Source organism: Streptomyces sp. NPDC087844, from assembly GCF_044742785.1.
Lineage (GTDB): Bacteria > Actinomycetota > Actinomycetes > Streptomycetales > Streptomycetaceae > Streptomyces.
Genome location: NZ_JBIUVD010000037.1, coordinates 1 through 22,124, shown reverse-complemented (window position 1 = coordinate 22,124; position 22,124 = coordinate 1). Strand labels below are relative to the sequence as shown.

The 22,124-nt window shown below is 68.2% G+C and carries 23 protein-coding genes and 7 pseudogenes; 14 read left to right on the top strand and 16 right to left on the bottom strand.

Annotation, left to right across the window (positions count from 1 at the left end; all coding sequences use genetic code 11):
• Nucleotides 1-1,283: 1,283 nt before the first annotated feature.
• Nucleotides 1,284-1,565: a MerR family transcriptional regulator gene (locus ACIOKD_RS40475; RefSeq protein WP_402093412.1), complete on the top strand. Its 282-nt coding sequence runs from the start codon at nt 1,284-1,286 to the stop codon at nt 1,563-1,565.
• A gap of 60 nt (nt 1,566-1,625) precedes the next feature.
• Here ACIOKD_RS40475 and ACIOKD_RS40470 read toward each other — a convergent pair whose 3' ends face one another.
• The gene (locus ACIOKD_RS40470) at nt 1,626-1,973 is read right to left on the bottom strand and encodes an STAS domain-containing protein (RefSeq protein WP_402093389.1); all 348 of its coding nucleotides are present in this window, start codon (nt 1,971-1,973) and stop codon (nt 1,626-1,628) included.
• Nucleotides 1,974-2,440: 467 nt separating this feature from the next.
• On the bottom strand, nt 2,441-2,686 hold the full coding sequence (locus ACIOKD_RS40465; protein WP_402093387.1) for a hypothetical protein: 246 nt from the start codon (nt 2,684-2,686) through the stop codon (nt 2,441-2,443).
• A 770-nt stretch (nt 2,687-3,456) separates the two neighbouring features.
• Between ACIOKD_RS40465 and ACIOKD_RS40460 the strand changes: the two genes are divergently transcribed.
• Nucleotides 3,457-3,801 (top strand): ArsR/SmtB family transcription factor, encoded by a 345-nt coding sequence (locus ACIOKD_RS40460; protein ID WP_402093385.1) that lies wholly within the window; start codon nt 3,457-3,459, stop codon nt 3,799-3,801.
• A gap of 1 nt (nt 3,802) precedes the next feature.
• Nucleotides 3,803-4,554, top strand: a pseudogene (locus ACIOKD_RS40455) (cation transporter).
• A 369-nt stretch (nt 4,555-4,923) separates the two neighbouring features.
• Here ACIOKD_RS40455 and ACIOKD_RS40450 read toward each other — a convergent pair.
• Nucleotides 4,924-5,337 (bottom strand): MarR family winged helix-turn-helix transcriptional regulator, encoded by a 414-nt coding sequence (locus ACIOKD_RS40450; RefSeq protein WP_402093383.1) that lies wholly within the window; start codon nt 5,335-5,337, stop codon nt 4,924-4,926.
• 54 nt (nt 5,338-5,391) lie between these two features.
• Between ACIOKD_RS40450 and ACIOKD_RS40445 the strand changes: the two genes are divergently transcribed.
• On the top strand, nt 5,392-6,168 hold the full coding sequence (locus ACIOKD_RS40445; protein ID WP_402093382.1) for an alpha/beta fold hydrolase: 777 nt from the start codon (nt 5,392-5,394) through the stop codon (nt 6,166-6,168).
• 431 nt (nt 6,169-6,599) lie between these two features.
• Nucleotides 6,600-6,770, top strand: coding sequence for a hypothetical protein (locus ACIOKD_RS40440; protein WP_402093381.1), 171 nt, complete (start codon nt 6,600-6,602; stop codon nt 6,768-6,770).
• Between the two features lie 686 nt (nt 6,771-7,456).
• Here ACIOKD_RS40440 and ACIOKD_RS40435 read toward each other — a convergent pair.
• Nucleotides 7,457-7,909, bottom strand: a complete 453-nt coding sequence (locus ACIOKD_RS40435; protein ID WP_402093380.1) for a carboxylesterase family protein — start codon at nt 7,907-7,909, stop codon at nt 7,457-7,459.
• 136 nt (nt 7,910-8,045) lie between these two features.
• Here ACIOKD_RS40435 and ACIOKD_RS40430 point away from each other — a divergent pair.
• Nucleotides 8,046-8,288, top strand: a pseudogene (locus tag ACIOKD_RS40430) (MFS transporter); the annotation flags it as partial.
• Here ACIOKD_RS40430 and ACIOKD_RS40425 read toward each other — a convergent pair.
• Nucleotides 8,279-9,436: a hypothetical protein gene (locus ACIOKD_RS40425; RefSeq protein WP_402093378.1), complete on the bottom strand. Its 1,158-nt coding sequence runs from the start codon at nt 9,434-9,436 to the stop codon at nt 8,279-8,281. The pseudogene ACIOKD_RS40430 and the gene ACIOKD_RS40425 sit on opposite strands and share 10 nt — an antisense overlap.
• A 286-nt stretch (nt 9,437-9,722) precedes the next feature.
• Here ACIOKD_RS40425 and ACIOKD_RS40420 point away from each other — a divergent pair, with 286 nt between their 5' ends.
• Nucleotides 9,723-10,403, top strand: a complete 681-nt coding sequence (locus tag ACIOKD_RS40420) for a DUF6461 domain-containing protein (RefSeq protein WP_402093377.1) — start codon at nt 9,723-9,725, stop codon at nt 10,401-10,403.
• 191 nt (nt 10,404-10,594) lie between these two features.
• Here the strand turns inward: ACIOKD_RS40420 and ACIOKD_RS40415 are convergent, their stop codons facing one another.
• Nucleotides 10,595-10,813, bottom strand: coding sequence for an STAS domain-containing protein (locus ACIOKD_RS40415; RefSeq protein ID WP_402093375.1), 219 nt, complete (start codon nt 10,811-10,813; stop codon nt 10,595-10,597).
• A 230-nt stretch (nt 10,814-11,043) separates the two neighbouring features.
• Between ACIOKD_RS40415 and ACIOKD_RS40410 the strand changes: the two genes are divergently transcribed.
• Nucleotides 11,044-11,181 (top strand): hypothetical protein, encoded by a 138-nt coding sequence (locus ACIOKD_RS40410; RefSeq protein ID WP_402093414.1) that lies wholly within the window; start codon nt 11,044-11,046, stop codon nt 11,179-11,181.
• Between the two features lie 115 nt (nt 11,182-11,296).
• On the opposite strand, the pseudogene ACIOKD_RS40405 reads toward ACIOKD_RS40410, so the two are convergent.
• Nucleotides 11,297-11,458: pseudogene (locus ACIOKD_RS40405) on the bottom strand (HNH endonuclease); the annotation flags it as partial.
• A 435-nt stretch (nt 11,459-11,893) separates the two neighbouring features.
• On the bottom strand, nt 11,894-12,124 hold the full coding sequence (locus ACIOKD_RS40400) for a hypothetical protein (RefSeq protein ID WP_402093374.1): 231 nt from the start codon (nt 12,122-12,124) through the stop codon (nt 11,894-11,896).
• A 296-nt stretch (nt 12,125-12,420) separates the two neighbouring features.
• Here ACIOKD_RS40400 and ACIOKD_RS40395 point away from each other — a divergent pair, with 296 nt between their 5' ends.
• Complete coding sequence (locus ACIOKD_RS40395) at nt 12,421-12,735, top strand: hypothetical protein (RefSeq protein ID WP_402093373.1); 315 nt, start codon at nt 12,421-12,423, stop codon at nt 12,733-12,735.
• A gap of 346 nt (nt 12,736-13,081) precedes the next feature.
• A pseudogene (locus ACIOKD_RS40390) lies at nt 13,082-13,261 on the top strand (hypothetical protein); the annotation flags it as partial.
• 27 nt (nt 13,262-13,288) lie between these two features.
• On the opposite strand, the gene ACIOKD_RS40385 reads toward ACIOKD_RS40390, so the two are convergent.
• Complete coding sequence (locus tag ACIOKD_RS40385; protein WP_402093371.1) at nt 13,289-13,711, bottom strand: prolyl oligopeptidase family serine peptidase; 423 nt, start codon at nt 13,709-13,711, stop codon at nt 13,289-13,291.
• A gap of 79 nt (nt 13,712-13,790) precedes the next feature.
• Nucleotides 13,791-14,633, bottom strand: coding sequence for a helix-turn-helix transcriptional regulator (locus ACIOKD_RS40380; RefSeq protein ID WP_402093411.1), 843 nt, complete (start codon nt 14,631-14,633; stop codon nt 13,791-13,793).
• A 152-nt stretch (nt 14,634-14,785) separates the two neighbouring features.
• Between ACIOKD_RS40380 and ACIOKD_RS40375 the strand changes: the two genes are divergently transcribed.
• Nucleotides 14,786-15,745 (top strand): NADP-dependent oxidoreductase, encoded by a 960-nt coding sequence (locus tag ACIOKD_RS40375; protein ID WP_402093369.1) that lies wholly within the window; start codon nt 14,786-14,788, stop codon nt 15,743-15,745.
• Between the two features lie 180 nt (nt 15,746-15,925).
• Here ACIOKD_RS40375 and ACIOKD_RS40370 read toward each other — a convergent pair whose 3' ends face one another.
• Nucleotides 15,926-16,171, bottom strand: a complete 246-nt coding sequence (locus tag ACIOKD_RS40370) for a response regulator transcription factor (RefSeq protein ID WP_402093410.1) — start codon at nt 16,169-16,171, stop codon at nt 15,926-15,928.
• 41 nt (nt 16,172-16,212) lie between these two features.
• A pseudogene (locus tag ACIOKD_RS40365) lies at nt 16,213-16,398 on the bottom strand (IS5/IS1182 family transposase); the annotation flags it as partial.
• Here ACIOKD_RS40365 and ACIOKD_RS40360 point away from each other — a divergent pair.
• A pseudogene (locus tag ACIOKD_RS40360) lies at nt 16,398-16,736 on the top strand (IS630 family transposase); the annotation flags it as partial. The pseudogenes ACIOKD_RS40365 and ACIOKD_RS40360 overlap by 1 nt on opposite strands.
• Before the next feature lie 424 nt (nt 16,737-17,160).
• Nucleotides 17,161-17,997 (top strand): hypothetical protein, encoded by an 837-nt coding sequence (locus ACIOKD_RS40355; RefSeq protein ID WP_402093367.1) that lies wholly within the window; start codon nt 17,161-17,163, stop codon nt 17,995-17,997.
• Nucleotides 17,998-18,081: 84 nt separating this feature from the next.
• Here the strand turns inward: ACIOKD_RS40355 and ACIOKD_RS40350 are convergent, their stop codons facing one another.
• The 4 genes and pseudogenes from ACIOKD_RS40350 to ACIOKD_RS40335 all read right to left on the bottom strand — a co-directional run bounded on the left by ACIOKD_RS40350 (nt 18,082) and on the right by ACIOKD_RS40335 (nt 19,903).
• Nucleotides 18,082-18,282, bottom strand: coding sequence for a hypothetical protein (locus tag ACIOKD_RS40350; protein WP_402093366.1), 201 nt, complete (start codon nt 18,280-18,282; stop codon nt 18,082-18,084).
• Between the two features lie 145 nt (nt 18,283-18,427).
• Nucleotides 18,428-18,688, bottom strand: a pseudogene (locus tag ACIOKD_RS40345) (IS630 family transposase); the annotation flags it as partial.
• A 62-nt stretch (nt 18,689-18,750) separates the two neighbouring features.
• Entirely contained in the window at nt 18,751-19,224 is a 474-nt protein-coding gene (locus ACIOKD_RS40340) for a winged helix-turn-helix domain-containing protein (protein ID WP_402093365.1), read from the bottom strand.
• Nucleotides 19,225-19,753: 529 nt separating this feature from the next.
• Nucleotides 19,754-19,903: a hypothetical protein gene (locus ACIOKD_RS40335; RefSeq protein ID WP_402093364.1), complete on the bottom strand. Its 150-nt coding sequence runs from the start codon at nt 19,901-19,903 to the stop codon at nt 19,754-19,756.
• A gap of 180 nt (nt 19,904-20,083) precedes the next feature.
• On the opposite strand from ACIOKD_RS40335, the gene ACIOKD_RS40330 reads away from it, so the two are divergent.
• Nucleotides 20,084-22,000 carry a hypothetical protein gene (locus tag ACIOKD_RS40330; RefSeq protein WP_402093363.1) on the top strand — a complete coding sequence of 639 codons (1,917 nt, stop codon included), beginning with the start codon at nt 20,084-20,086 and terminating at the stop codon, nt 21,998-22,000.
• The last annotated feature ends 124 nt before the right edge of the window (nt 22,001-22,124 follow it).

Here is a 22,124-nt window from a genome sequence, read left to right as displayed (position 1 = left end):
CCGCCACGTCCGTCACGTTCGCGGCTGAGGGGCTGAGGGGCTGAGGGGCTGAGGGGCTGAGGGGCTGAAGGGCTGAGGGGCTGAGGGCTGAGGGGCTGAAGGGCTGAGGGGCTGAGGGCTGAGGACGCTGGCCTGTTCCAGGTCTGAGACGATGCTCTGAGCGGTGCGTTCGGTGATATGGCAGGCGGCGGCGATGCCGCGCCAGCCGGGCGGGGGGATCGCGTGCGATGGCCGGCAGCACGCGCGCATGGCTGGTGACAGAGCTCCACTCTGTGGCCTGGTTCACGATCCTTCCGATCTCTTCGTCTCCATCCGGCCGCGCAGATCTGACCGTGTGTTCCGGTGCGGCCCCGTTGGTGACGGCGGTGACAGCGACGACGGCCGGTGGGTCGGCTCCTGCCCCTGTCGCTGTTCGAGGCTGATTAATCCACCACCGGACGAACGAAAATCTATCGTGGCGAGAGTAGACATTGGCTTGTGGTGTGGGTATGGTTTTTCTCGTAGCCCAGAGAGACGAAAGGGCCTGGCAGAGATGAACTGCCGGTCAGTAGTAGGCAGCTGCAGTGCAGTTGTAGTGCGCAGGACGGTGCGGTGGTGGAGTTCCGGAGCCAGGGAAGTTGCTGGTCGGTGACGGGGCTGACGGCCGGACCGGGTGGCCCGCATTGCTGAGGGGCCGCCGCAAGCAGGATCGCCGTTGATGCGGCAGCAGTACCCGCAGGTGAAGTACGCAGGATCCAGCAGTGCAGTAGGAGAGCAGCACCTCGGTAAAGGCGTCGGCTGCGGGCGCGCGTGCCGGGAGGTTCGGCAGTGGGGTTCTAAGCCAGAGCACGTGCAGGACGGGCGACGGGGCTGGCTGCCGAAGAGTGGCGCTGACACAGGCCACCAGCAGTTCGCATCACGAGCAGTACGCAGTACCGGTTGGGCAATGTAGTTGATGTAGAGGGACGAACGGAGGAGCGAGGCGCCATCAGGATCGCCCGGGCGGAAGTCTTGAGCCCGGGTACCGCAGGACATCGATAGTGAGGTGGTCTCCGGTCAAGCAACCGCGATCCCAGCAGTTCCGACAGCATTCGGGTCGGGTCTGTGGACACAGAGGGCCGGCGCAGTACCAGGGCCGGCAGATGGTGTAGCAGTTCCTTCGGGGCCCTGGTGCCGTACGGCACCAGGGCCCCTCCACGCGTTCCGCAGCCTCCGCAGCCTCCGCAGCCTCCGCAGATGAGGTGCTGGCGACAGCAGACGATTCCTTCGGCCGTCTCGATGACGACGACTACCCCGCCTACACGATGGGCCGGGCCGCCGACATGCTCGGCACCACCCCCGGCTTCCTGCGCGCCATCGGCGAAGCCCGCCTGATCACCCCGCTGCGCTCCGAGGGCGGCCGCCGCCGGTACTCCCGCTACCAACTGCGCATCGCCGCCCGAGCCCGCGAACTCGTCGACCACGGCACCCCCGTCGAGGCGGCCTGCCGCATCGTCATCCTTGAGGACCAGCTCGAAGAAGCCCGCCGGATCAACGCCGAACATCACCGTGCGGCACGCGAACCGCACGCGGGAAAGGCGGCCTGAGACCTGGGCCGGCACCCGTTCCTTCTCCGAGCGATGTGCCGAGTGTCGTAAAGGTGCGGCTCAGCGGCACAGGGCGGCTTGTGCGTCTATGACGGTGTCGTAAACCGGGAGGACCTGATCTGCTCCGGTCCTTTGCAGGATTTCCTGCAGCTGCGGGGGGACGGCTGCCAGCGCCAGGATGGCCCCGAGGGTCTCTGCTTGGCGCCCGGATGTGAGCCGGATGTTCAGCCCGGCTGAGTCGCAGAAGGAGACCGTGACCGGATCCAGCACGATGAAACGGTTGCCCGCCACGGTGAGCTGCGAGAAGCGTTCACGCAGAACAAAGTGGGTGCTCTGGTTCATCTCGCCGCCGACCCTCGCCACCAGACAGCAGCCGGAAGGGACGACCTCGACCGAGGGCCCAGCCATGATGTTCCTCCCCATACTCCTGTCACGACAGCAGCGCACCCTTGGGTAAGAGCCTATTACTCCCTTGGGACCGCTGACGTTCGAGAACAACGCCTTGAAGAAGAACACGGGCGCAGCCCGGATTGTCCCGTCCGCAGGCGACATCGCTGACACCGCTCACCTCGACGCCACTGCTGCCCGTATCGGCACGCGGGGCTCGCTGCACCATGATGCGCAGGGGCCGCTCGGGACGGCGGGGTGGCGGATTCGGTCAGTCGGGCGGGGTGTCGCGGTCCTCTTCGAGATGTAGCCGACCGGTGGGATGTCGCGGGCGACGTTTTTGAGGAGTTGCTGGTGGCTGAAGGCGTGGGCGCGCATGCGGGCCAGGGCTTCAGCCGCGGGGGCGCCGGCGGTAGCTTCGGTCGGCTGGTGCACGATCGGCGGACAGCCGACGGAACCCGATTCCGGAGCTGCTCGGTCCCAGCCGATCAGTACGGGTGGGGTGTCCAGGACCAGAGTGCGAAGACGCGGGTGTAGGCCTTGAACTGGGCGAACTGGGCCCGGTCTCGTGCGCCGAGGGGGACCGGGACGCTGTGGTAGATGTCCATGGCACCGGCCGGGACACCGCCACCGACCAGGAGCTCGGCGGCTACCGCGCGGCGGATGCCAAGTTCACCGGCCGTCTGCCGCAGGAGGGGCCACTGCCCGCCGACGGGCAGTACGTCCGCTTCCACGATCCGACGCTGCCGGCAGGTTTCGGTGCACGGGCCCTCGCTCGCCACGAGCTGTGCGTCCTTCAGTCGGGTGGCTGCGCTCGTCGGCGGCGTGCGCCACGAGCCTGATCCGGCCGGAGGTGATCAGGCTGACCTCCGGGCCGTCCGCATCCACATCCTGGATGCACGCCCTCACGGCGGACGACAGCGCCACGGGCCGGCCGGCGGCACTTGAGGTCTCGACGACGCGTTTCCACGCTGCCGCGCCGTGTCGCACGTCCATGACACCGCTCCCATGCCTGCCTGCCTCGATCGAGCGCGCTCCGATCGTCCATACGCTCACCCGTGCAGAAAGCATGGACCTGCCGCAAGCACTGCAGCGCGGTCGCGGGGCGCCACCAACCACTGTTGGGGCCGCCCCGCGTTGCTTGCGGTCACCGCCGCACCCGCTGCGGCGGTGACCGCACATCCAGCCTCCCACCGCGAGCGTGCTCTGCCGCACCTGCAGCGGGTGCATTCCGCGACCGTGCTCGCACCACCGCACAGCCGCGCTGACGATACTCCGTGAGGGGCCGTGAATGCAGCGGCAGTGCCACGGCGGCGGCTGCATGACTTTGTGCGCGAGTGGCGACGGCGAATATGTGCGGGCGTGAGCGACATCAGCTTCTGGTTGCAGTCGACGTACAGGAGAACGAGCGGCACCTGCACGGCGCCGTCGCTCCGGTGGTCAATGATTCACAAGCAACAATTCACGATTTCATGAGTTCAGCACATAACGCACTGTCGTTGCTGTGCTGCCTCTCACTGTTGACATCGAGGTGCTGGCGCGGTTTGGCCGCGCCCTCGCCGACCCGATTCGCTGCCGGATACTTCTGGCCTTGTTCGAATCTCCCGCCCACCCCGCCCACCCCGCCGACCTCGCCGACGCCTTGGAAATCTGCCGGACCCGGCTGTCGAACCACCTGGCGTGCCTGCGCGACTGCGGTTTGGTTGTCGCGGTGCCGGTCGGTCGGCGTACCCGTTACGAGCTCGCCGACGAGCGCCTGGGGCACGCGCTGGGAGACCTGCGCACCGCCGTGGTGGCCGTCGAGGCGGACAGGACCTGCCCGGACGCGCGGACGAAGGGCTGCTGCTGAGATGACAGCGGAGATATCCATCGGCACAAGCCCGCCCCCAGACCGCCGCGACGCGCTGGCGAAGCGCATACGGCTGCTGGTCGCGGCCACCATCACCTACAACGCCATCGAGGTGATCGTCGCGATCACCGCCGGGACGATCACCTCTTCCACCGCGCTGGTCGGCTTCGGCCTCGACTCCGTCATCGAGGTGTCCTCTGCCGCCGCGGTCGCATGGCAGTTCTCCGCCCGCGATCACGCCGTGCGCGAGGCGAGGGAGAAGATCGCCCTGCGGATCATCGCCATCTCGTTCTTCGCACTCGCCACATACATCAGTGTCGACGCCGCCCGCGCCCTGCCGGTAGCGGCCAGGCCGAACGCTCCTTTCCCGGCATCGTCATCGCCGTCCTGTCGCTGGCCGTGATGCCGTTCCTGTCCGCCGCCCAACGCAGGGCCGGCCGCGAACTCGGCTCCGCCAGCGCGGTCGCCGCCTCCAAGCAGACCCTGCTGTGCACCTACCTGTCCGCCGTTCTTCTGGTCGGCCTGGTCCTCAACGCCACCCTCGGCTGGTCGTGGGCCGACCCCATCGCCGCCCTCGTCATCGCCGCCATCGCGGTCAAGGAAGGCCGCGACGCCTGGCAGGGGAGGGGCTGTTGCGCGGCCCCTGCCGCCGTTGCGACCACAGCGGTGGCTGAGACCGGCGCCTGCGGTTGCCGTCCCGGAATAGTCCGCCCCCGGCCGGGGTGCGGCCTCACCGACAGTGCTGCGCCGTGAACGAAGTACGCCGTAAGTAGAGCGTATAGGGCTGTGTTCGGTGTTGTCTGGGACGTTACGCACCAGGTTGCGTAAGGTGCTGCGCCACCCTTCCTGTCCGTCCGGCTCTTCGCTCAGGTCACAGCGTCTGTGCGGGTGTCGTCGGGCGCGAACATCCCTTCAGCGCACCCGCGAGCTGTTCGGCATTGCGCCGGACCGGGTGGTGGCCGGGCCTCTCATCAGCGTCTCCGACGGTACCTCCCAGGCCCGGCGACACCACCCGCAGGTCGTGCCTTCGACGGGGGGTGGCAGTCATGCCGGGCCCGGAGGCAAGCGGCCCTTTTGCAGGACCGCGAGAAAGACAACGGGGTCGAGCCGCGTGCTGCCTGATCACATGCCCTCGGTGAGTTTCTGGAGTGATCGAAGCAATTCCGTGCGTTGCGCCTCGTCGAGGGGTGCGAAGAGGTCTTGCAGGACGCCGATCGACAACTGTTGACCCTCCGTGAGTGCTGTACGCCCGGCCTCGGTGAGGGCGTGCTCGAAGCGTCGCCCGCGGCCTGCGGATCGGGCGATGAGCCCACGCTCCACGAGTCGGCTCGCGAGGGTGCCGAACGCCTGGTCGCTCTGGAAGGTCGCGACGGCGAGTTCATGTCCGGAGGCGCCCGGCATTCGATCGATGGCGCGCAGGGCGTCCCACTGGACGAGGGTGACTCCGATCTCGCCCAGCGCGGCATCCATCGTGCGGTGGTTCCGGTACTGCGCACGCTTGATCGCATGCCCGAGGGCTCCTAGGTCGGTCGTCATGGTGTTACTGTATCAACGTCCTTATATAAACATGTTGATTCACCGAGGAGCATCATGAGCATCTCTCTTCCCGAGGACCTTCCTGTCGTTCAGGCCGGTGCCCCGGAGTCACGCACGGCGCTCGTCCTGCACGGCGGCGGCGGGCCCCGGACCGTGGCCCCCATCGTGGGACACCTCGCGGCCACCCTGCACACGTTCGCCCCGACGCATCCCGGCTGGGAGGGCACAGCGCGCCCCGACTCCATCTCCACGGTCGCGCAGCTCGCGGCCGCCTACCTCACGCGCCTGCTCGAACACGAGGAGCACGACGTCGTGCTGGTCGGGTCCTCGATCGGCGGGTGGATCGCCCTGGAGATGGCGGTTCAGGCCGCCGCCGATGAGCGGTACGCAGGACTGATCGGGGCCGTGGTCGACATCGACGGCGTCGGTGCGGTCGTGGAGGGCGAGCCCGTCGCGGACTTCTTCGCCCTCGACGCCCGCGGGCTCGCCGAGGCCGCTTGGCACGACCCGGAGCGCGGATACGTCGACCCGGCCGGTTTCACTGATGAGCAGCGCGCGGTCCAACAGGCGAACGGACGCACGATGGCCGCTGTCGCCGGCCCGAGCATGAGCGATCCGACGTTGCTCGGTCGGCTCGGCGCGGTGAACGTCCCGACACTGGTGGTGTGGGGCGGGAGCGACCGGATCGTCACGCCGGCATACGGACGGGCTGTCGCACACGTGATACCAGGCGCGCAGTTCGTCGAGATTCCGGAAGCCGGGCACCTGCCGCACCTGGAGGCCCCGGAGGCGACCTGGGCGGCGATCGACCCGTTCCTGACAAAGTCCTAGCCAGGTACTCCAGTCGTACTTCTGCGTACGCCCTGGTCGAGGGGTTTTCGTCGAGGGGTATTCTCGGAGTGCAGTTGGTGATACTGCACCAAGTTGGTTGCGGTTCGTGACTCACTCGCTCGGGGTGCGTGCGGCGCTGGCAGCGGCAGCGGCAGACGACGGCCTGGTGGCGTCGGCGCGCGTGCGACCGGTGCCGGGCCGAGGCGGATGACCGTCTTTCGCCGCCATCCTGAACGAGGCCGACCAGGCACTGGGCCGTGCAGTTCTCATCCTCGGCCGCCACATCCGCGCCGGAAGCACGCCGCACACGTCGGCAGCGTAGGACCCCCATGTCGCCAGCGGCTGGAACGTGGACCGGCAGCGGCGCTTGGCAGTCGCCCCCCTCCCTGGGCCTGGTTCGTTGAGGCGGGCTGGGAGGAGGGGCGATCAGCGTGGAGGCTCGGGTGGAGATCCGCTGGCTTCGTCGGGCCGAGCGGATGCCGGTGCGGGGGAGCGCGAGTGAACCGGGGATCGCGAGGAGCACGGTCCGGGGGGCGATGGCGGACGATGTGCCGCTGGACGGTCACCGGGCGCCGAGCGGATCGGTCGGGATCGCGGTCTGACCATGCTTAAGAACCGAATTTGGGACGTGCGTTCGGCCCATTGGCCTGCGGAGCCGGTCTCGCGAACGTTATGAGCCGGGCGGAACCAGTCAGTGCGACGTGTGGTTCCCGCCGACCGGCCGACCGGCCGACCGGCCGACCGCGCGCTCGGCTTCGGCCAGGTCGGGTGGCCACGGGTACTGGTCCGGAACAATGAGGGAGCCGTCGGTTCCTAGCGGTCCGGCGGCCCACAACTGACTGATGACTACGCGGAGTTCGCCGGACTGCAGGGCGTCGAGTTCCTACTTTTGCACGCCCCGGGACCCGGAGGCCGAAGGCGCCCACCTGGCCCGCACCCACGAACTCCCCGTCCTCGCCGCCGTCGGCTCCTATGGCTGCCATGCGAAATCATACGAATAGGAACGGCCGGTCTGGCCCATGCGGGCATCCGCGAGACGAATGGCGGGCATGCGGTAGTACCAGTCCGTCGCCAGTGCTGCCAACAGGTCACCGCGAGTCCCATCGGGATGTTTCGCGCGCGGTAGGTAGACGGACACGGCCTCGTCGGGATCGAGACCGTAGCCGGGGCGGCGGCACTGTCCAGTGTTGCGCTACCGATGAAGTCGGTGGCACCCATGGGCTCTAGGAAAAGCCGGAACTCGTCAGTGTTGCTTCCCACCAGCCACCACGACATCGATGGTGGCCGCTTAGCCCTCTGTGATCGAGGTGAGCGGGGCGCGCGGCAACAGATCGCCGTCCACGACCGGTTCGAAGGGCATCAAGTTGTGCGCGACCTCGTTCCAGCGCCGCGGATCGAGGTCGGCCGCGATGGCGGCACGCAGGGTTTCCGCCGCCTCGGCCAGCCGTTCGAAGGAGACACCTGAGAGGCCTTGTCGGGTGGGCGGTATGCCGAGCATGGCTGTGAAGTGGTTGCCGATCCGGCGGGCTGTCGCTGTGGGGATGGCGTGATGTACTGCCCCGCTCTGCAGGACGGCACGCTGGAACAGCCCATCGGCGTCGGGGACGGCGAGGAGGGCACCAATGCTCATCGCTCCTGCGGACTCGCCGAAGACGGTCACGTTGCGAGGATCGCCGCCGCACAGGGGGATGTTCTCCTGGACCCACCGGAGCGCTGGGTGTGCCAGCCAGACCGCCAGCAACCCGCTCTGTCCCCAGGGTCCAACAGGGAGCCCGTCGGGACGACGAGTACAGACAAGCCAGGAGTTGCCCAGTATCCGCTCGGTTCAAGCGCAGCGTTATGTAGCGTGGCCCCGGCAACTACGCCGCCGCACCTGAGGTCGGCTGGTCGGCATCCAGGCGCTCTCGTACAGCATCGGCCCGCAGCTCGGCCAGGTCCGTGCCGGGGCGATGGCCGGCTGGGTTGGCGCCCGCCCGGCCGGCTGGACCGGCGGCCTGGCCTGCGTCGCCACGGTCGGTCTGCTCACCGCTGCCCTGCCGAAGCTCACGAGCTACGACGCCCGCACGGACGTCTACGCCCGCCGCCGCGCAGAGCACGTTGCGGACTCCGGCTACGTGTAGCCGCCCCGGCGGGGCATGTAGTGCTCGTCCCGCAGTTGGTCCTCCGTCGTGACGCGCAGCCCCTTGTCCGCGTGCAGCAGCTTCGACGACTCCACGCCGGAGACGGTCGCGATCTCCTCGTTGTCGAAGGCGGCGACATTGATGCCGTGCTTGTTGTGCTGGGCGTGGATCAGCTCGTGGCCGTAGAGCAGGAAGAAGGGGGAGACGGCCTCGCCCGGCTTGGCGCCCTCGCTGTCCTTGAAGTTGTGCGGCGCGGACACCGTGGTACTGGAACCGGCGCTCGGCTGGGTCGCCGAGACGGCCCGCGCGTCGGGCATCGAGTTGGAGTCCGCCTGCGCCGCGAGGTCGGTCTTCCCTATCGCGTCGACAACCTCGGGGTGGTACGGAACGACACTCACCATGGGCGAGTGGGCGTTCGACGGCGAGGTCAGGTCGCCCACCAGACCGCGGCCACGCTGCCGGGAGAGCAGCCGGGCGTGCGCGGACAGCATCTGGGTGCCGTACCCGGGCAGCGCGGCGGGATCCCGGTCGTCGCCCACCGGGCGGGGCTTGTCCGACGTTGAGATGCCCTGCCCGCGGACGACCCGGGACCAGGTCTGGGACAGCTCGTCCTGGGCCTCCGTGTCGTCGGCGTCGATGTCCATCCCGACGGGTCGCGTGCCGCTGTTGTTCCGCAGGATCTCGACATATGAGAAGTGCCGCTTCTGGACGGCGTCGAGGAGTTCCTGCAGGCCGGCGTTCTTCGCGTTCTCCTCCTTGCCCCCGGGATCATCGCGGAACTGCCGGTAGACCATGTGCTCGGCGTTGTCGAGCGTCTGGCCGATCGTGTCGAGGTGCGCCTGCCGGGCCGGGGCCGCCTTGAAGCGCCAGGTGAAGCCCTTGGCCTCGCCGATGAGTTTGTCGGCCGCGCCGAGCATCTCCGTCACGAAGTCATGGATGTGCTTCACCTCCTCGGCCGGCTTCGTCGTCGTGACCATGCGCTGCACCGGTGTGAGGGTCCGGGCGACGGCGTCGTTGCCCGCCATCCGTTGCAGGGCGAGCACTCCCTGGGGGCTCCGGTCCTGTGGCGACAGGTGGTTCGCTTTCGGTACCGGCCGCTGCCCGGGGCCAGCCTTCGTGGCCTGCTCGGACTGCTTCTGCGCACGCATGTCGCTCCTATGACGATGACGGATCTCTCTAAGAGTTCTTAACACGATCTTGTTGCGGTGTTCCGGTCGGGTGCCGGTCGGGTGCCGGTTGGGTGTGACAGGTGGGTTGATGCAGCCGCTCGTGGCCACTTCCATATCGGGTTCACCGGGCAGGACCCACCGGGCGTCCTGCCCGGTAGCGATCCCACCGCTTGAACCAGGCACGATAAGGCGGGCTTTCCGCGCAGCTTGGCGCACACTGCGGAGAGCCTGCAAGGCTGGACCCGCGCAGGCGGTCCAGGTGTGAATGACGGAGGAACAGACCACGGAAGCAGACGTGGACGCTGGTTCGCTGGACTGGGCGAAGGCATGGATGTGCGCTACTTTCACTCGCGGTCTCGGCCATGCGGAGGTGTTCGCCCGGTACGGGGGAGATCCGGAACGGGCGTGCCTGCTCGACTGGGACGCGGCCTTGGACCTGCCCTCGGGTGAGTCGGGAGACGGGATGGTCTCGCTGCTGCGGGCCGGCAGGATCGGTGAATGGGGCTTCTGCGTCGAGGAGGAAGGCGGCATCGGCTTCGGGGAGGAATCGCTCGCGGAGCTGTCCCGGGGTACTGAGACGTACAGCGTGGCGACTACTGAGGGAATCGATGTCTTCCAGTACTGGCGCGACGGTGCGTGCGTCGAGTACTTCGAGCCCGGCATGGAGCACAGCCGGTCCGAACCGCTCGGCCCCTGGTGGCATCGAGTGCAAGAGGCCCTCGCCGCACACGAGGGCGAGGGTGCCGGGATGGCGCCGGTGGTGGCCCTCGTACTCGCCCACCTTGGCATCACCCTGGACGACGCGGCCCTCGCCGGGCCCTGGCCCAGCCTGACGCTCGCCGAGGACGACGCATCAGCGGAACCGGTGGGCGGTACCTACGCGGGCGAGGGACCGGTTCCGCCCGGGACTGTCCTGGATTTCGGCCCTTCAAGTGGGCTGTCCTGAATGGTGCATGGCAGGACCGCCCTTCGCCGTCCAGGGTCACGACCGGCGCTTGGCCGACGTGACGGATGGCGACCGCAGAAGGGCAGCGACACGATGGCCGGTCTGAGGGTAAAACCCACGCGGACCAGCCCGAGGAGCTGTGACGCGATCATAAGGTCGAAGTCCTCGACTGGCTGCCGAGGGGTGCGGGATCAGTGGGCGAGGGAGTTGCGGGCGGTGACCGTTGCGACGTCGGGGTGGATGGCGAAGACGCGGTCCAAGCCGACGATGCCCAGGATGCGGGCGGCGTTGGCGGGGACCGCGGCCAGGGCTGTGTCGCCGCGTTGTTCGATGGCCATGATGCGGGCCGACAGCAAAGCGCTGATTCCGGTGCGGTCGCAGAAGTCCAGACCGGCCGGATCCAGGACCAAGCGGAATAGTTCCTCAAGGGCTGCGCGGCGCCGTCCGTATGGCCACGACACGGTGTCGGTGCCCGCCAGGCGCGGGACGCTGAAGGCGGAAACCAGCGGGGTCGCGAGGGCTGGACGGTGCTCCGGCTAGAACCCGCTGGAGATGTGGTGGTTGTGGGCGGGGGCGCCGCGCGGGTGCACCTTCGCTGTATGGGACAAGACGGCACCTCCCATCTGGAGGGGGCGTTGGGATGGGTTATGACCTCAAAGCAGTGATCGGTAATGGGGAGACGCTGAGTGTCGTGGCAAGGGACCAGCCCGCCGCCCGGCTGGCGTCGATCGGACAGGGACTGTCGCTGATGTCGATGACGGACGCCCTGTGCGACTAGCTCGTGCGACCGCTGATTCACCCGGTGCAGCGTACTCACGTGCGTATTTACGCTGCCGTGACCACCGTACGTCCGTGACCACCGTACGTCTCTGAGAACCCCTGTGAACTCCAGTTGTGCGGGCGGTGACAGCCACCAGGGAACGGCCGGCGTCCAGATCGTTGGCGTACGCCTCCCGTCGGGCCGGCGTCCAGGTGCCGGCGCCGGAGTCCCAGGCTTCGGCGAGCGGCACCATGTGGTCGGTGTCCAAGCCGCCCGGCGCGGTGAGGGTGACACCGTGTCGGGTAGCGGGGACGCATTTCGGCGTCCCCGCCCCTCGGAACCGGACTTGCGACTTCCACCGCAGCCGACTCAAGCGGGCCACTCGGACTACACATGAGTGACTTTCAGAAACACATTGCTGACCTGGAAGAACATTGAGCCTCCCTTCTGCAGCAGTTGCCCCAGTCTGTCCTCGACGCGTGCACGGTCATCGCCTTCTGACGTCGACATGGAGCAGGCATGCCCGCCAGCGTAGGGAACAGTCGGTTCTGCGTCCGCTCTCCGATCCCCTTGCCTGCGGGGCGGTGGCTGAAAGCCGATCACATAACTGGAAGAAGGCGGATGTCATGGTCATCGAGGTGGACAGGTTGCGGTCGGCTGCCGGACGACAGAGTCAGGACCCGAACACAGGAGTGCGCCATGGCCATGTTCCAGACCGGCAGGATCAGCCTCAGTTCTGACAGTGCGATCGAGACGTCGGGAGCAACACGTCGACTTTCACCCGGGTGACCTTCACGACTTCCTTTCCGGCGGGCTCCGAGGTGATAGTGCTGCCGTTGACGCAGACGTGCAACGGTCCCGACACGCCTGGCATCCGGGTTCGCGAGGTGAATGAGAAGGGCCTTTTGATCGTGGTGGCCAGCCAGCCGACCTGCTCCGTGGTGTGCTTGCCGTCGCCCATGACGCTGACCTTCGCCCTGACCTCGTTCAGCCCGTCAGGCGGGTGAGCCGGGTGAGCCGGGCGCATATGGCGGATTCCCTGTGCGCTCCCGTATGAGCTGATACGCCCCCTGAAAAACACGAAAGGGGCATCGCGGGATGCGGCTGGCTCGGGGAGGACCTCTCGTGGTGATCTTGACCTGCCCGGTGGCGGTGCGTTCCGCCGCAGGGGGATGCAGGTGACAGGCCTGCTGCTGTTGAGTGCTGGGACGAGGTGGGCGGATCCCTTGACCCGACCGATGACGAATGAGCCCCACCGTGGCATTGACGACCGCCAACGTGGCAGCCGAGCTGGAGAGTGCGAGCAAGGTAGGTGACCCGGACGCCGACACGCTGGTGTCCGACCTGATCGACAACGAGGAAGTGGACGGAGTCAACCAGCTGTTCCGCACCATCGACACCTTGGGACCTGGCCAGGATCTCTCCCAACTGCCCGAGCGTCTGGCGCAGTTCCTGCACGAGGCGCAGGCCCTCCGGCCGTGCCCTGTACGACTCGCGCCCCGGCGAGCCCCGCACCGCCGGGCCCCTCCCGGCGTCAGCTGCCGCTTCTACTACTGCGGCGACACGCCCTGACGCCCGTCGGCGCTTTTGCCTATGGCCTGCCCTCGGTCAGTCGGGGCGGCGGTGTTCTCGATCCACAGCAGCGTCCACTCGACTCCGGACCTCCAATCAGGCTCCGCACCGTCGTATCGGTCTTCGGCGCCGGCGCCGATCTTGGGGACCGGCCGCCCGCCGGTGCCGCCGCTTGCGATGCGCGGGAACCGGCGGCCGAACTGGCGGTGTTGCTACGGCGTCGGCCGGTTGTCGTAGGGACCGCTTGCGTCGGCCGTGCTGAGGTTCCCGCGTTGTCCCTTTGGTCGTTCGCGCCAGAAGAGGTGGTGGGTGTGAGGCCACTACCTGCACAGACGCACGCAAAAGCCTCGAAATCGACCGGCCACCGTGGACGCTGAGCTCACCCCTGCCTTGCCGCAACGGCCGCACGGAAGGCGTCAACACGCGCACCAAACGGATCATGAGAGAGATGCACGGCCGCACCGTCTTTGGCCTCCCCCGCACCCCGTCCCGTAGCGAGGCTGTACAGCGGGTCTGTCACACATGAGCCCGGGGGGCAGCAGCGGTGATGGTGTTACGTCGCCGGTCGCAGGCCGGTGCGGGTGGCGAGGAAGGTGAGGATGTCGGTGAGTGCTTGGAGGGCGGTGGTGTTGTCGGTGGGGCCGTGACCGCTGTCGGGCTGCCTGCGCAGACGGACGGGTTTGCCGTGGGGGTTGCTGTGCTGGAGGGCGGCGTACGTCTTGCGGGGGTGGGCATCGCCGGTGCGTTCGTCGGTGACGGCTCCGGCGAGCAGGACGGCGGGATAGGCGGTGTTGGGACGGACGTGGTGGTAGGCGGAGTAGCGCAGGAGCCAGGCGAGGTGTTCGGGGTCGGAGGCGGTGCCGAATTCTTCGGCCAGGTGTGGCCGATGCCCAAGTGTCCGTAGCGGACCATGTGTGCCCCGGCGCAGCCCGGCTGAGGCGGTCGACGCCGGTGATACCGACCAGCATCGCCGCAAGCATGACCGCGCCGAGCAGCAGGAGCATTCTCGTGCAGTCGGCGACGCCCGGACCGCCGCCTGGGATCACCGCAGTGGGTCAAGGGGTGCCCAGCAGGTCGGCGAGCCGTTGGAGCCGTTCGGCGTCGGGGCTGCCTTCGGCGGCGGTGCACACCATGAGCGCGGGGCCTGGGTTGCCCGGTATGGGGTAGGCGTCCCAGTCCAGGTTCAGTTCACCGACCTGGGGATGGTTGAGGCGCATCTGGCCGCGGGTGGGTTCCTCCACGTCGTGGAGGGCCCACAGGGCCGCGAACTCATCGCTGCGGACGGCGAGTGCACCCACCAGCTCCACCGCGCGCGGGTGGCCGGGAACGGCGGCGACCTGGGTCCGCAGCATCCCGATCAGCTCGGAAACGGTGGCCGCCCGGTTCGGGCAAGTCCGGTCGGCCTGGGGGTGCAGGAAAAGTGCCAACAGGTTCCGATCCTTCTGCGGCTGTCGGGTGAACTCGCCCAGCAGGGCACCGCCGAGCGGGTTCCAGGCCAGCACGTCCAGGAAACGGCCGACGACCAGAGCGGGCGAGGCCATCGTGTGCAGCAGCCTCAGCGTGGTGTCAGGCACCTCCTCCGGCTCGTACGAACGCGGCGTACGGGCCGGGGTACGTGCGGCGGCGGCGAGGCTGTGCAGGTGCCGGGACTCCTCGGCGGAGAAGTTCAGAGCGCGCGCGAGAGCGTCCAGGACCTGTTCGGATGGCCGGACGTCGCGTCCCTGCTCCATGCGCTGGTAGTAGTCCGAACTCACCCCTGCCAACAGGGCCAACTCCTCGCGCCGCAGTCCGGCGACGCGCCGCCTGGGGCCGGGCTCCAGTCCAACGTCCTCGGGCCGAAGCCGAGTTCGACGGGTGCGCAGGAAATCGGCGAGTTCGCGCCGGGGATCGTCGCTCATGGCGTGGGAGGAGTCGGTCACGGCGCCAGTATGCCGTCGGTGCGGCCCGCAAGGGTGGGTCTGCCAGACCCAGGAAGAAGAGAACGACCGCGATGTCGCGCGAGGGGTCCAACATCGGATCCACCACAACCGGTCACGGAAGGAACAGCGACATGAAAGCCGTTCAGATCACAGGTTTCGGCACGGCAGATGTCCTGCGGGTCAACGAGATCGACTGCCCCACCCCCGGTGCGGACGAGGTGCTGGTGTCGGTCGAGGCGACCAGCGTGAATGGGCACGATGTGATCGTCCGCTCGGGAGACTTGAAGATCGTGTCGGGACGCCGCTTCCCGATCGGCGTGGGACTGGACTTCGCGGGGACCGTCGCCGCGATCGGCCCCGGCGTCGAGGGCCACCGGGTCGGGGACCGCGTGTGGGGCATGGTTCATCCTCGGCAGCGGCACTCCCTCGCCGGCGCGGCCGAATACGTCGTGGTTCCCGCGAGCCGTCTTTCGCACGCCCCGGCCGACCTCTCGTCGGTCGAGGCGGCTTCCCTGGTGGTCGCCGGTGCTACGGCGCTCATCGCGCTGCGCGACAGCGTGCGCCTCGCGGACGGGGAACGGGTCCTGGTGCGGGGCGCGGCCGGCGGAGTCGGCACGGCCGCCGTGCAGTTGGCACACGCCATGGGCGGTCACGTCACCGCGCTGGCCCGCGACCGCCACGCCGAGCTCCTGACCGACCTCGGCGCCGACGAGGTCCTCGACTACCGCTCCACCGCCTCGGAGCAGATCGGGCCGTTCGACGTCATCGTCGACACCGTCGGCACGGAACTGCACTGCTACCGCGGGCGGTTGGCAAAGGGTGGCCGGATGGTCACCGTCGGACTGTCCCCGTCGGCACTGGCCGCTGTCGCCGCCTCCAGCGTGCATGGCACCCGCCGCATCCGCACCTTCAGCGCCAACCCCGAAACCCCCGTCCTGCGCGACGTGGCCGACCACGTCACGTCGGGTGCGCTGCGCCCGGTGATCGACAGCGTGTACCCGCTCGCGGACATCGCCGCCGCGCACCAGGCATTCGAGCGCGGCGGTGTCGTCGGCAAGCATGTGGTGACCGTGCCGCGCAGCTCCCTCTGAGGGAGCCCGGTCAGCGGGCTGAGGTGCGCAGGTCGACGCCACGGTCATGAGCGTCGGCGGTCACGAACCGGTACGCCACGCGGGACGACCGCAGCCGACCCCCGGTCGGCTGCGGGCAGCGACGATCAACGGCACCGACGATCAACGGCACCGACGGTACGGGTATCTCACTGACATCGATCAGAGTCCGGCCTGTTTCGCCCGGCCCGTGTGTGCTGTGGAAGTCCTGGCCCAACGGTCGGTGAGCAGCCCGGCGTCGTGTACGAGGACTGCGGCCTGTACGCGGTTGGCGCAGCCGGTGCGGGGGAGGATCCCGCTGATGTGAGCCTTTACCGTGCTCACCCTCGGATACAGCTGATCGGCGACCTCCGTATTGAATTGGCCCGTGCCGAGCAGTCGCAGGACATCTCGTTCGGCCGGGGGCAGTTCCTCGGCCCTGCGCAGGACCGCCTCGGTGTCCCGGCCGGACCGTCGCCCTTGAGTCGGCGATCCGCAAGATCTTCCAGCCCTGAATGCGGGCGAAAGTGTGCTCGACGCGGGCGCTGACTTGTTTGTGGGAGCGGTGGTGGTTCCTTTTCCAGTTCGGTCCGGTTCGGGGGCTCTTCGCCCTTGCGGCGGCGGTGCGAGATGACCAGGCCGGTGCTCTGGTACCCGCGCCGCCCGGCCCGACGGCGCACCTGTCCACGTCATCCTGGGCAACCTGTCCGCCCACAAAGGCTCCGACATCCGCGGCCGGGCAAGGAAGAACAAAGCCGAGTTGTGCTTCACCCCGGCCTACGCCTCGTGGGCGAACCTCAACGAGGCGCACGTCGAACCGCTGAGGCAGTTCACCATCACCCGCTCCCACCACCCCAACCACACCGTGCAGATCCGGGTCCTGAACGCCTACATGCGTTGACGAAACGCCAAGGCCCGACACCGCGATGTCCTGGCCGCCGAACGCAAGGAACGCGCCCGCGTCCGCAGCGAGAGGGACATCCGCTGGGGAGGCGCAGTACGGGTGGTCCTCCCAGGCCGTCCGGTCCCTCGCTGTCCAAGCCCAGGTGTCAGCGCAGGACCCCCCCCAGCACAGAAGCCGGTGTGTCGTCGCCCGGGAAACATGAGAAGACGGCTTTGTAACGGTCGCTCGTGGAACGCAGTGTGCACGACGGCACTGACAGCGTCCGGCACCGAGTTGGGCCCTGCCAAAAGGCGGCGGGCCGGCACCCTCTTGCCGGGATACGCTCACAGTCTTTGCGTGATCGACTGGGTGTTCCGGGGGGACCATGAGATGTTCCGCACGTTCGTCTACGGCGCGGAGAGCGGTCGGCACGGCCTTCGCCGTCGTGCTGTTCGGTACAGGAGCCGGGGCCTGCGGCTCAGGTGCAGGCAGTGGTTCCGCCACGTCCGGCACCGCCAGCGAGGAGGCGCCGACTTTGACGCCCGCCCAGGCCGTGACCAAGGCCGCGGAGGCATCCGCCCGCATCACGTCACTGCGTTACCGGATCACCGGGTCCGTGCCGGACCGGGGCCGGTTGACGGTCGAGGCGTCCATGAACACGAAGCCGTTGGATATGAGCATGGAACTGACCACGGCGGGCCAGCGCGCGCAGGGCCCGATGAAGGTCCGGTTCGTCGGCAAGGCGCTGTACCTCGGCGGCAGCGCGCTCGGCGGCAGTACGCCCGTCGGCAAGAAATGGGGCCTCAGCGAGTCGGCCCTGACACAAGTGCGCGGCAGGAGCTGGCTTCGCGCCGAGCCGGCGGCCTGGGGCCGTGGCGTGGTGGACAACAACACCTACGGTGTGCTGCCCCACCAGATCGAGGGCAGCCCGGTCGTACAGTCCACGATCCTGACCGGTTCCAGGAATCCGAAGAAGATCGGGACCAAGACCGTCGACGGCACCCCCACCACGCACTACAGAGGAACGGTCACCCCCGAGGGGATGCGCGCCAGCCGTGACGCCGTCACGGGCAAGGCGGCCCGGGAGCGTCAGATCGACAGTCTTGATCACTTCTACGGGCTGAGGCTCGACAAGAACCTCACCATGGATCTGTGGATCGACGGCGACGGACGCGCCAAGCAGTTCCGTATGCGCGGCGCGACCTACGAGATGCCCTACACCGCCGACGGAGAGCCGCTCGCGCCGGTCGTCGGTGACCCCATCGACCTGACCGTCACCTTCCTTGACATCAACGAGCCGGTCAGTGTCAGGACCCCACTCGCCGGGGACACAGCCGACCTGGCTGCGCTGGTGGACGCGCAGGCCGACTGAGCGGTACGTACCCGGTCTGCGCGTCCTTGCGCCAGACCAGGAACAAGCCGTTGCCCCTTCTTCGCCCAGAGCGGCGACACGCCGTCACTCGGCATGCCGGGCCGCCCACTGCTCCGCGAAGGACTCCGGCCTGCTGCCCTCGATGGGCTCCATCGGAGACTGCGTGGACAACGCGATGACGGAGTCCTTCTGGGCCCGGGTCCAGGTCGAACTGCTCAACCGCAGACGGTGGCGGACCCGACTGGAGCTGTCCACCGCGCTCTTCGAGCCCTGGAGATCTTCCACAACCGCCAGCGCAGACGCTCTGAGCGGGGCATGCTCACCCCGGTGGAGTACGAACTCCGCACCCCACCAGTAGCCTGAAGTCAAGCAACCCGACTCCACCCAACTCGGGACAGTCCGAGGTCTCTACCGAACCCGGGGCGGTTCAGTCCCAGATCAAGACGATCGGGGCGCCGAGCTGCAGGTGGGCACGCACGACCAGGTCTCGGTAGTCGCTCCAGGCAAAGCTCTTACGCGCTGGACAGGAATGCTTGCGGTGTCGATACGGGCGGAAGATCATCCGCGAGGTCTCGCCGGGCTTGTAGCAGCACGGGGCGGCGATCGAGAAGCGGCGCCAGGACCTGCCCCGTACGCGCGCCACCGGCGTGTGCCCACGCCGACTCCACGTGCGGGCGACGGACGGTGTCATCGAGAACCCTGCCTCGTCCTCGAACACCACATAGGCCCCCAGAGCCGCCGCAGTCATTCCACCTACGGCCACACCTCCTTCTTCCACAGCCGCACCGCGTCCTCATCAAGCTCCAGAGCCCGGCGAGCCGGCGACTGCCAGGACCATCTGTGCCGGTGCAGCAGCCGCCACACCGCCGCCGGCGAACAATCCAGCTCGAACTTTCGCCAGATCAACGCCCGGATCCTCACCAGCGTCCAGCGCTGGTCCTCCCAGCCATGCACGGCCGGACCCCGCGCCAACTCCCGCTCCAGTTCGGCGAACCGCTCATCGGACAGCTTCGGCACCTTCGCAAGCCCCGACGACGCCAGCGCCTCCGTACCACCCGCCCGCCAGACGCAGCGCCAGCGTTCGACCGACCGCTCACTGACCCGCAGATCCTTCGTGACCACCACGTTCTTCTCGGCCCGCGCGAACCGCTCACCCGCCTCGAAACGGATCCGCTCCCGAAACCGCTGCCGCTCGGCGGTCAGCCCGCCACCCTGCGCGTACCGCATACCACCGGCCTACCGCAGGGGCCACAATCCGTCACCCCCTCCGACAACACCCCGAAGGGATCAGTAGTTCACCTCTCTTTCTAGTTGTCGTTGATTCGTTGCCCTGTTGTGGTTCCTTCCAGGGTGTACGCCCTGCGGCGAAGGGCCCCGACTCGTCCCATACGGTCAGGACTGCCGACCGCCGCTGCGGTCTCGACCGCTGACAAGGGCGAGACTCTTTCCGGTGAACCCCGAAGGCATCGGCTGCGCGGGGGGAACGGATTGCCATAGACATCGGCGATGAGCTCTCATCCCACGGCTCCGGGGGCAGCGATCCGTGAACCGAGCCGCCGTTCTGGCCGTCGCGGTCCTCTGTGGGCCGGCGCCGTCGGCATCCTCGCCTTCTGGATCCAGCAGTGCCACTGACAGCGTCCGAGAGGCATCGACCCTCGGAGGCTGGTTGCGTGTGGGTCAGGGGCACATGAGCGATGCCCGCCCCGGCCGGGCAGGGGGACGGCCGGGCGCGGCGGGGGTTCGTATCGCCAGGTGGCTACTCGGGAGTGTGGTTGTGGTCGTTGGTCCGGGTGGTGCGGTGCCGGATGCTGCCGAGGGCCCGGACGGTGAGGGCGGTCAGGGCGGCGGCGGTCAGGTTGCCCAGGACGTCGTGGAGGAGGAAGTCGCAGAGGGGGGTGAGGCTCATGGGGGTGGTTCTCCCGGTGGTGAAGTGCCCCGTGTGCGGGGCGGCTTGAGGGGAACCGTGGCGGGCGGCCTGATTGTCCGTTCACCACTGGATGTATCGGTGCAGATCAGAACGTCGCGGTCGCGGGACAACGCCGGACAGCCGGCGGACAAGCGACTGAGAGATCAGAGGGAATGAACCATGGCGGTAGGGCGGCGGAGGATATTAGTCGGCGGGCCGAAGGCCAACGAGCTGGCGCAGTTCCTGCTGGAGCTGGGCTCACGCAGAGACCTGACGACAGCCCGCTCCTTCGCCCAGCAGTTCAACGGAGACAAAACCCGGTGGGCGAAGTACCTGAACGGCTCGGAGGTCATCCCCTCCCGCACCCTGGGCCGGGTGGTCAAGCACGTGTGCGGTACGGATGCCAGGAAGTACGCGCAGGACCTCGCCCACGCCAGAACGCTGTACGAGCGGGCTGCGGCGGAGGATCGGGCCGCCGGTGCCAAAGGCGACGCAGGGGGAGCGCAGGTCGCGCACCGCGAACTCATCACGGCCCAACAGCGCCTGACGGACAGTCAGGTGAAACTCGCCGAAGCTCGCGACGCCGACGAGCGGGCGCGGGCCATCATCGCGATGCTGATGCTGATGTGCGCCCGCGCGGAGAGCTCCATACACGAACTCGACGAACGGAACAACGCCGACCGCGCCCAGACCCAACAGAGCCTGAACGACGCCCGGCTGAGCCTGGTGCGCACCAAGCAGGAGCTCAAACGGGCACGTCGGCGCCTGGTAGTCGCCGAGCGGGCCCGGAAGGCACTGCGCAAGGAGGTGGAGAAAGCTCGCCGCGAAACGGAGAAGCTCCGCCGCGGGGCCTGCGGCTCCAGGCTGCTTCTCGACGACGACGCGGAGCGGCGCCCGTTCCCCGACCGGCGGGAGATCGACCTGGGCCAGGACGGGGATCCCGTCCGCTACCAGCAGGTGCTGGAGCGCATCGTCCGCGAGGGCGAAAGGCTTAAGCGTGACCTGGACATCATCCAGGTCCACACCGGGCGCCTCGGGCTTGGGTCCGTTGTTCGGAGTCCTGTGGCGATCGGGCTGGCTCTGGTCGTGCTGGCGACCCTGGTGGTGCCGGTGATCACCGGTTTCTTCGGCGAGGGCCCGGACGACCAGCCCTCGCCGACGCCTCCGGGAGAACCGGGCACGATGGGCGAGGCCCGTTGGGCTGACCCCTGCGGGCTGCTCGACTCCGCCTCGCTGAGCCGCTTCGGCAAAACCCGGCTGGTGGCGGACTACGGGGAGATCAACCGGTGCGACGTTCTGGTGGTGAGGAAGGGCGTCGAAGTCGCCGAGGCCCAGGTCTACCTGGACAAGGGGCCGGTTGAGTTCGAAGGTATCCCCGTCCGGACGGTCGGAAACGTCACGATCGCCTCGTTCCCGCGGGAAGAAGACGCCTGCGTACGTATCATCGCCACCGCCGACGACCAGCAGGTCCAGATCATCGGCAAACAGTGGGACACCCCGGCGCCCAACCTGTGCGAGCTGGCCGACGCCGCCACCGACCACGCGGTCGGTGTACTGGACGACGGCCCGGTACCAAGGCGCGCCAAAGAACCGTCCCAGAACTCACTGGCCCGGATCGACGCTTGTACCCTCCTCGACGCCGCCGCGCTCCGCCACGCTCCCGGCGTCAGCGTGCACGACAAGCGCCGGGGGTTCGGCTCCTGGAAATGCGAATGGTCCAGCGCCGACGGGGGCAGCCGCATTAAGATCGAGTACAGCCGGGACAACTTCCTCAAGGACAACGGCAAGCCCGTGAACATCGATGGGACAACAGGATTCGTCGCCGCGAGGGAGGACGGGCCCGACAACTGCGTCGTACGGCTCCCGCACCGGACATACACGAACTCCTACGGCTACGCCACCATCGAGTTTCTCCAGCTGACCGCCAACTCCCCGCAGCCGTCCGGCCAGCTCTGCGACGCTGCCAAAGCGCTCACAGCCACCGCCAAGAACATCGCGAAACACATCGCGGAGAAATGGCAGAACCGCACGGATGGCGCGCGGCGCAAGCACTTATCGGATGCACGGAAAGCCAGCGGGATGAACGAGCCGACGTGACAGGCACACGGCGGACCGCCCCAGCCGGTCTGAGGTTCCCCCGCTGCGCGAGAGATGCTGATCAGCTGGTCAGGAGGGGTTGACGGGTGTTCAGGTTCGTTGGTTCGGCCGTCGCCCGCTCGGC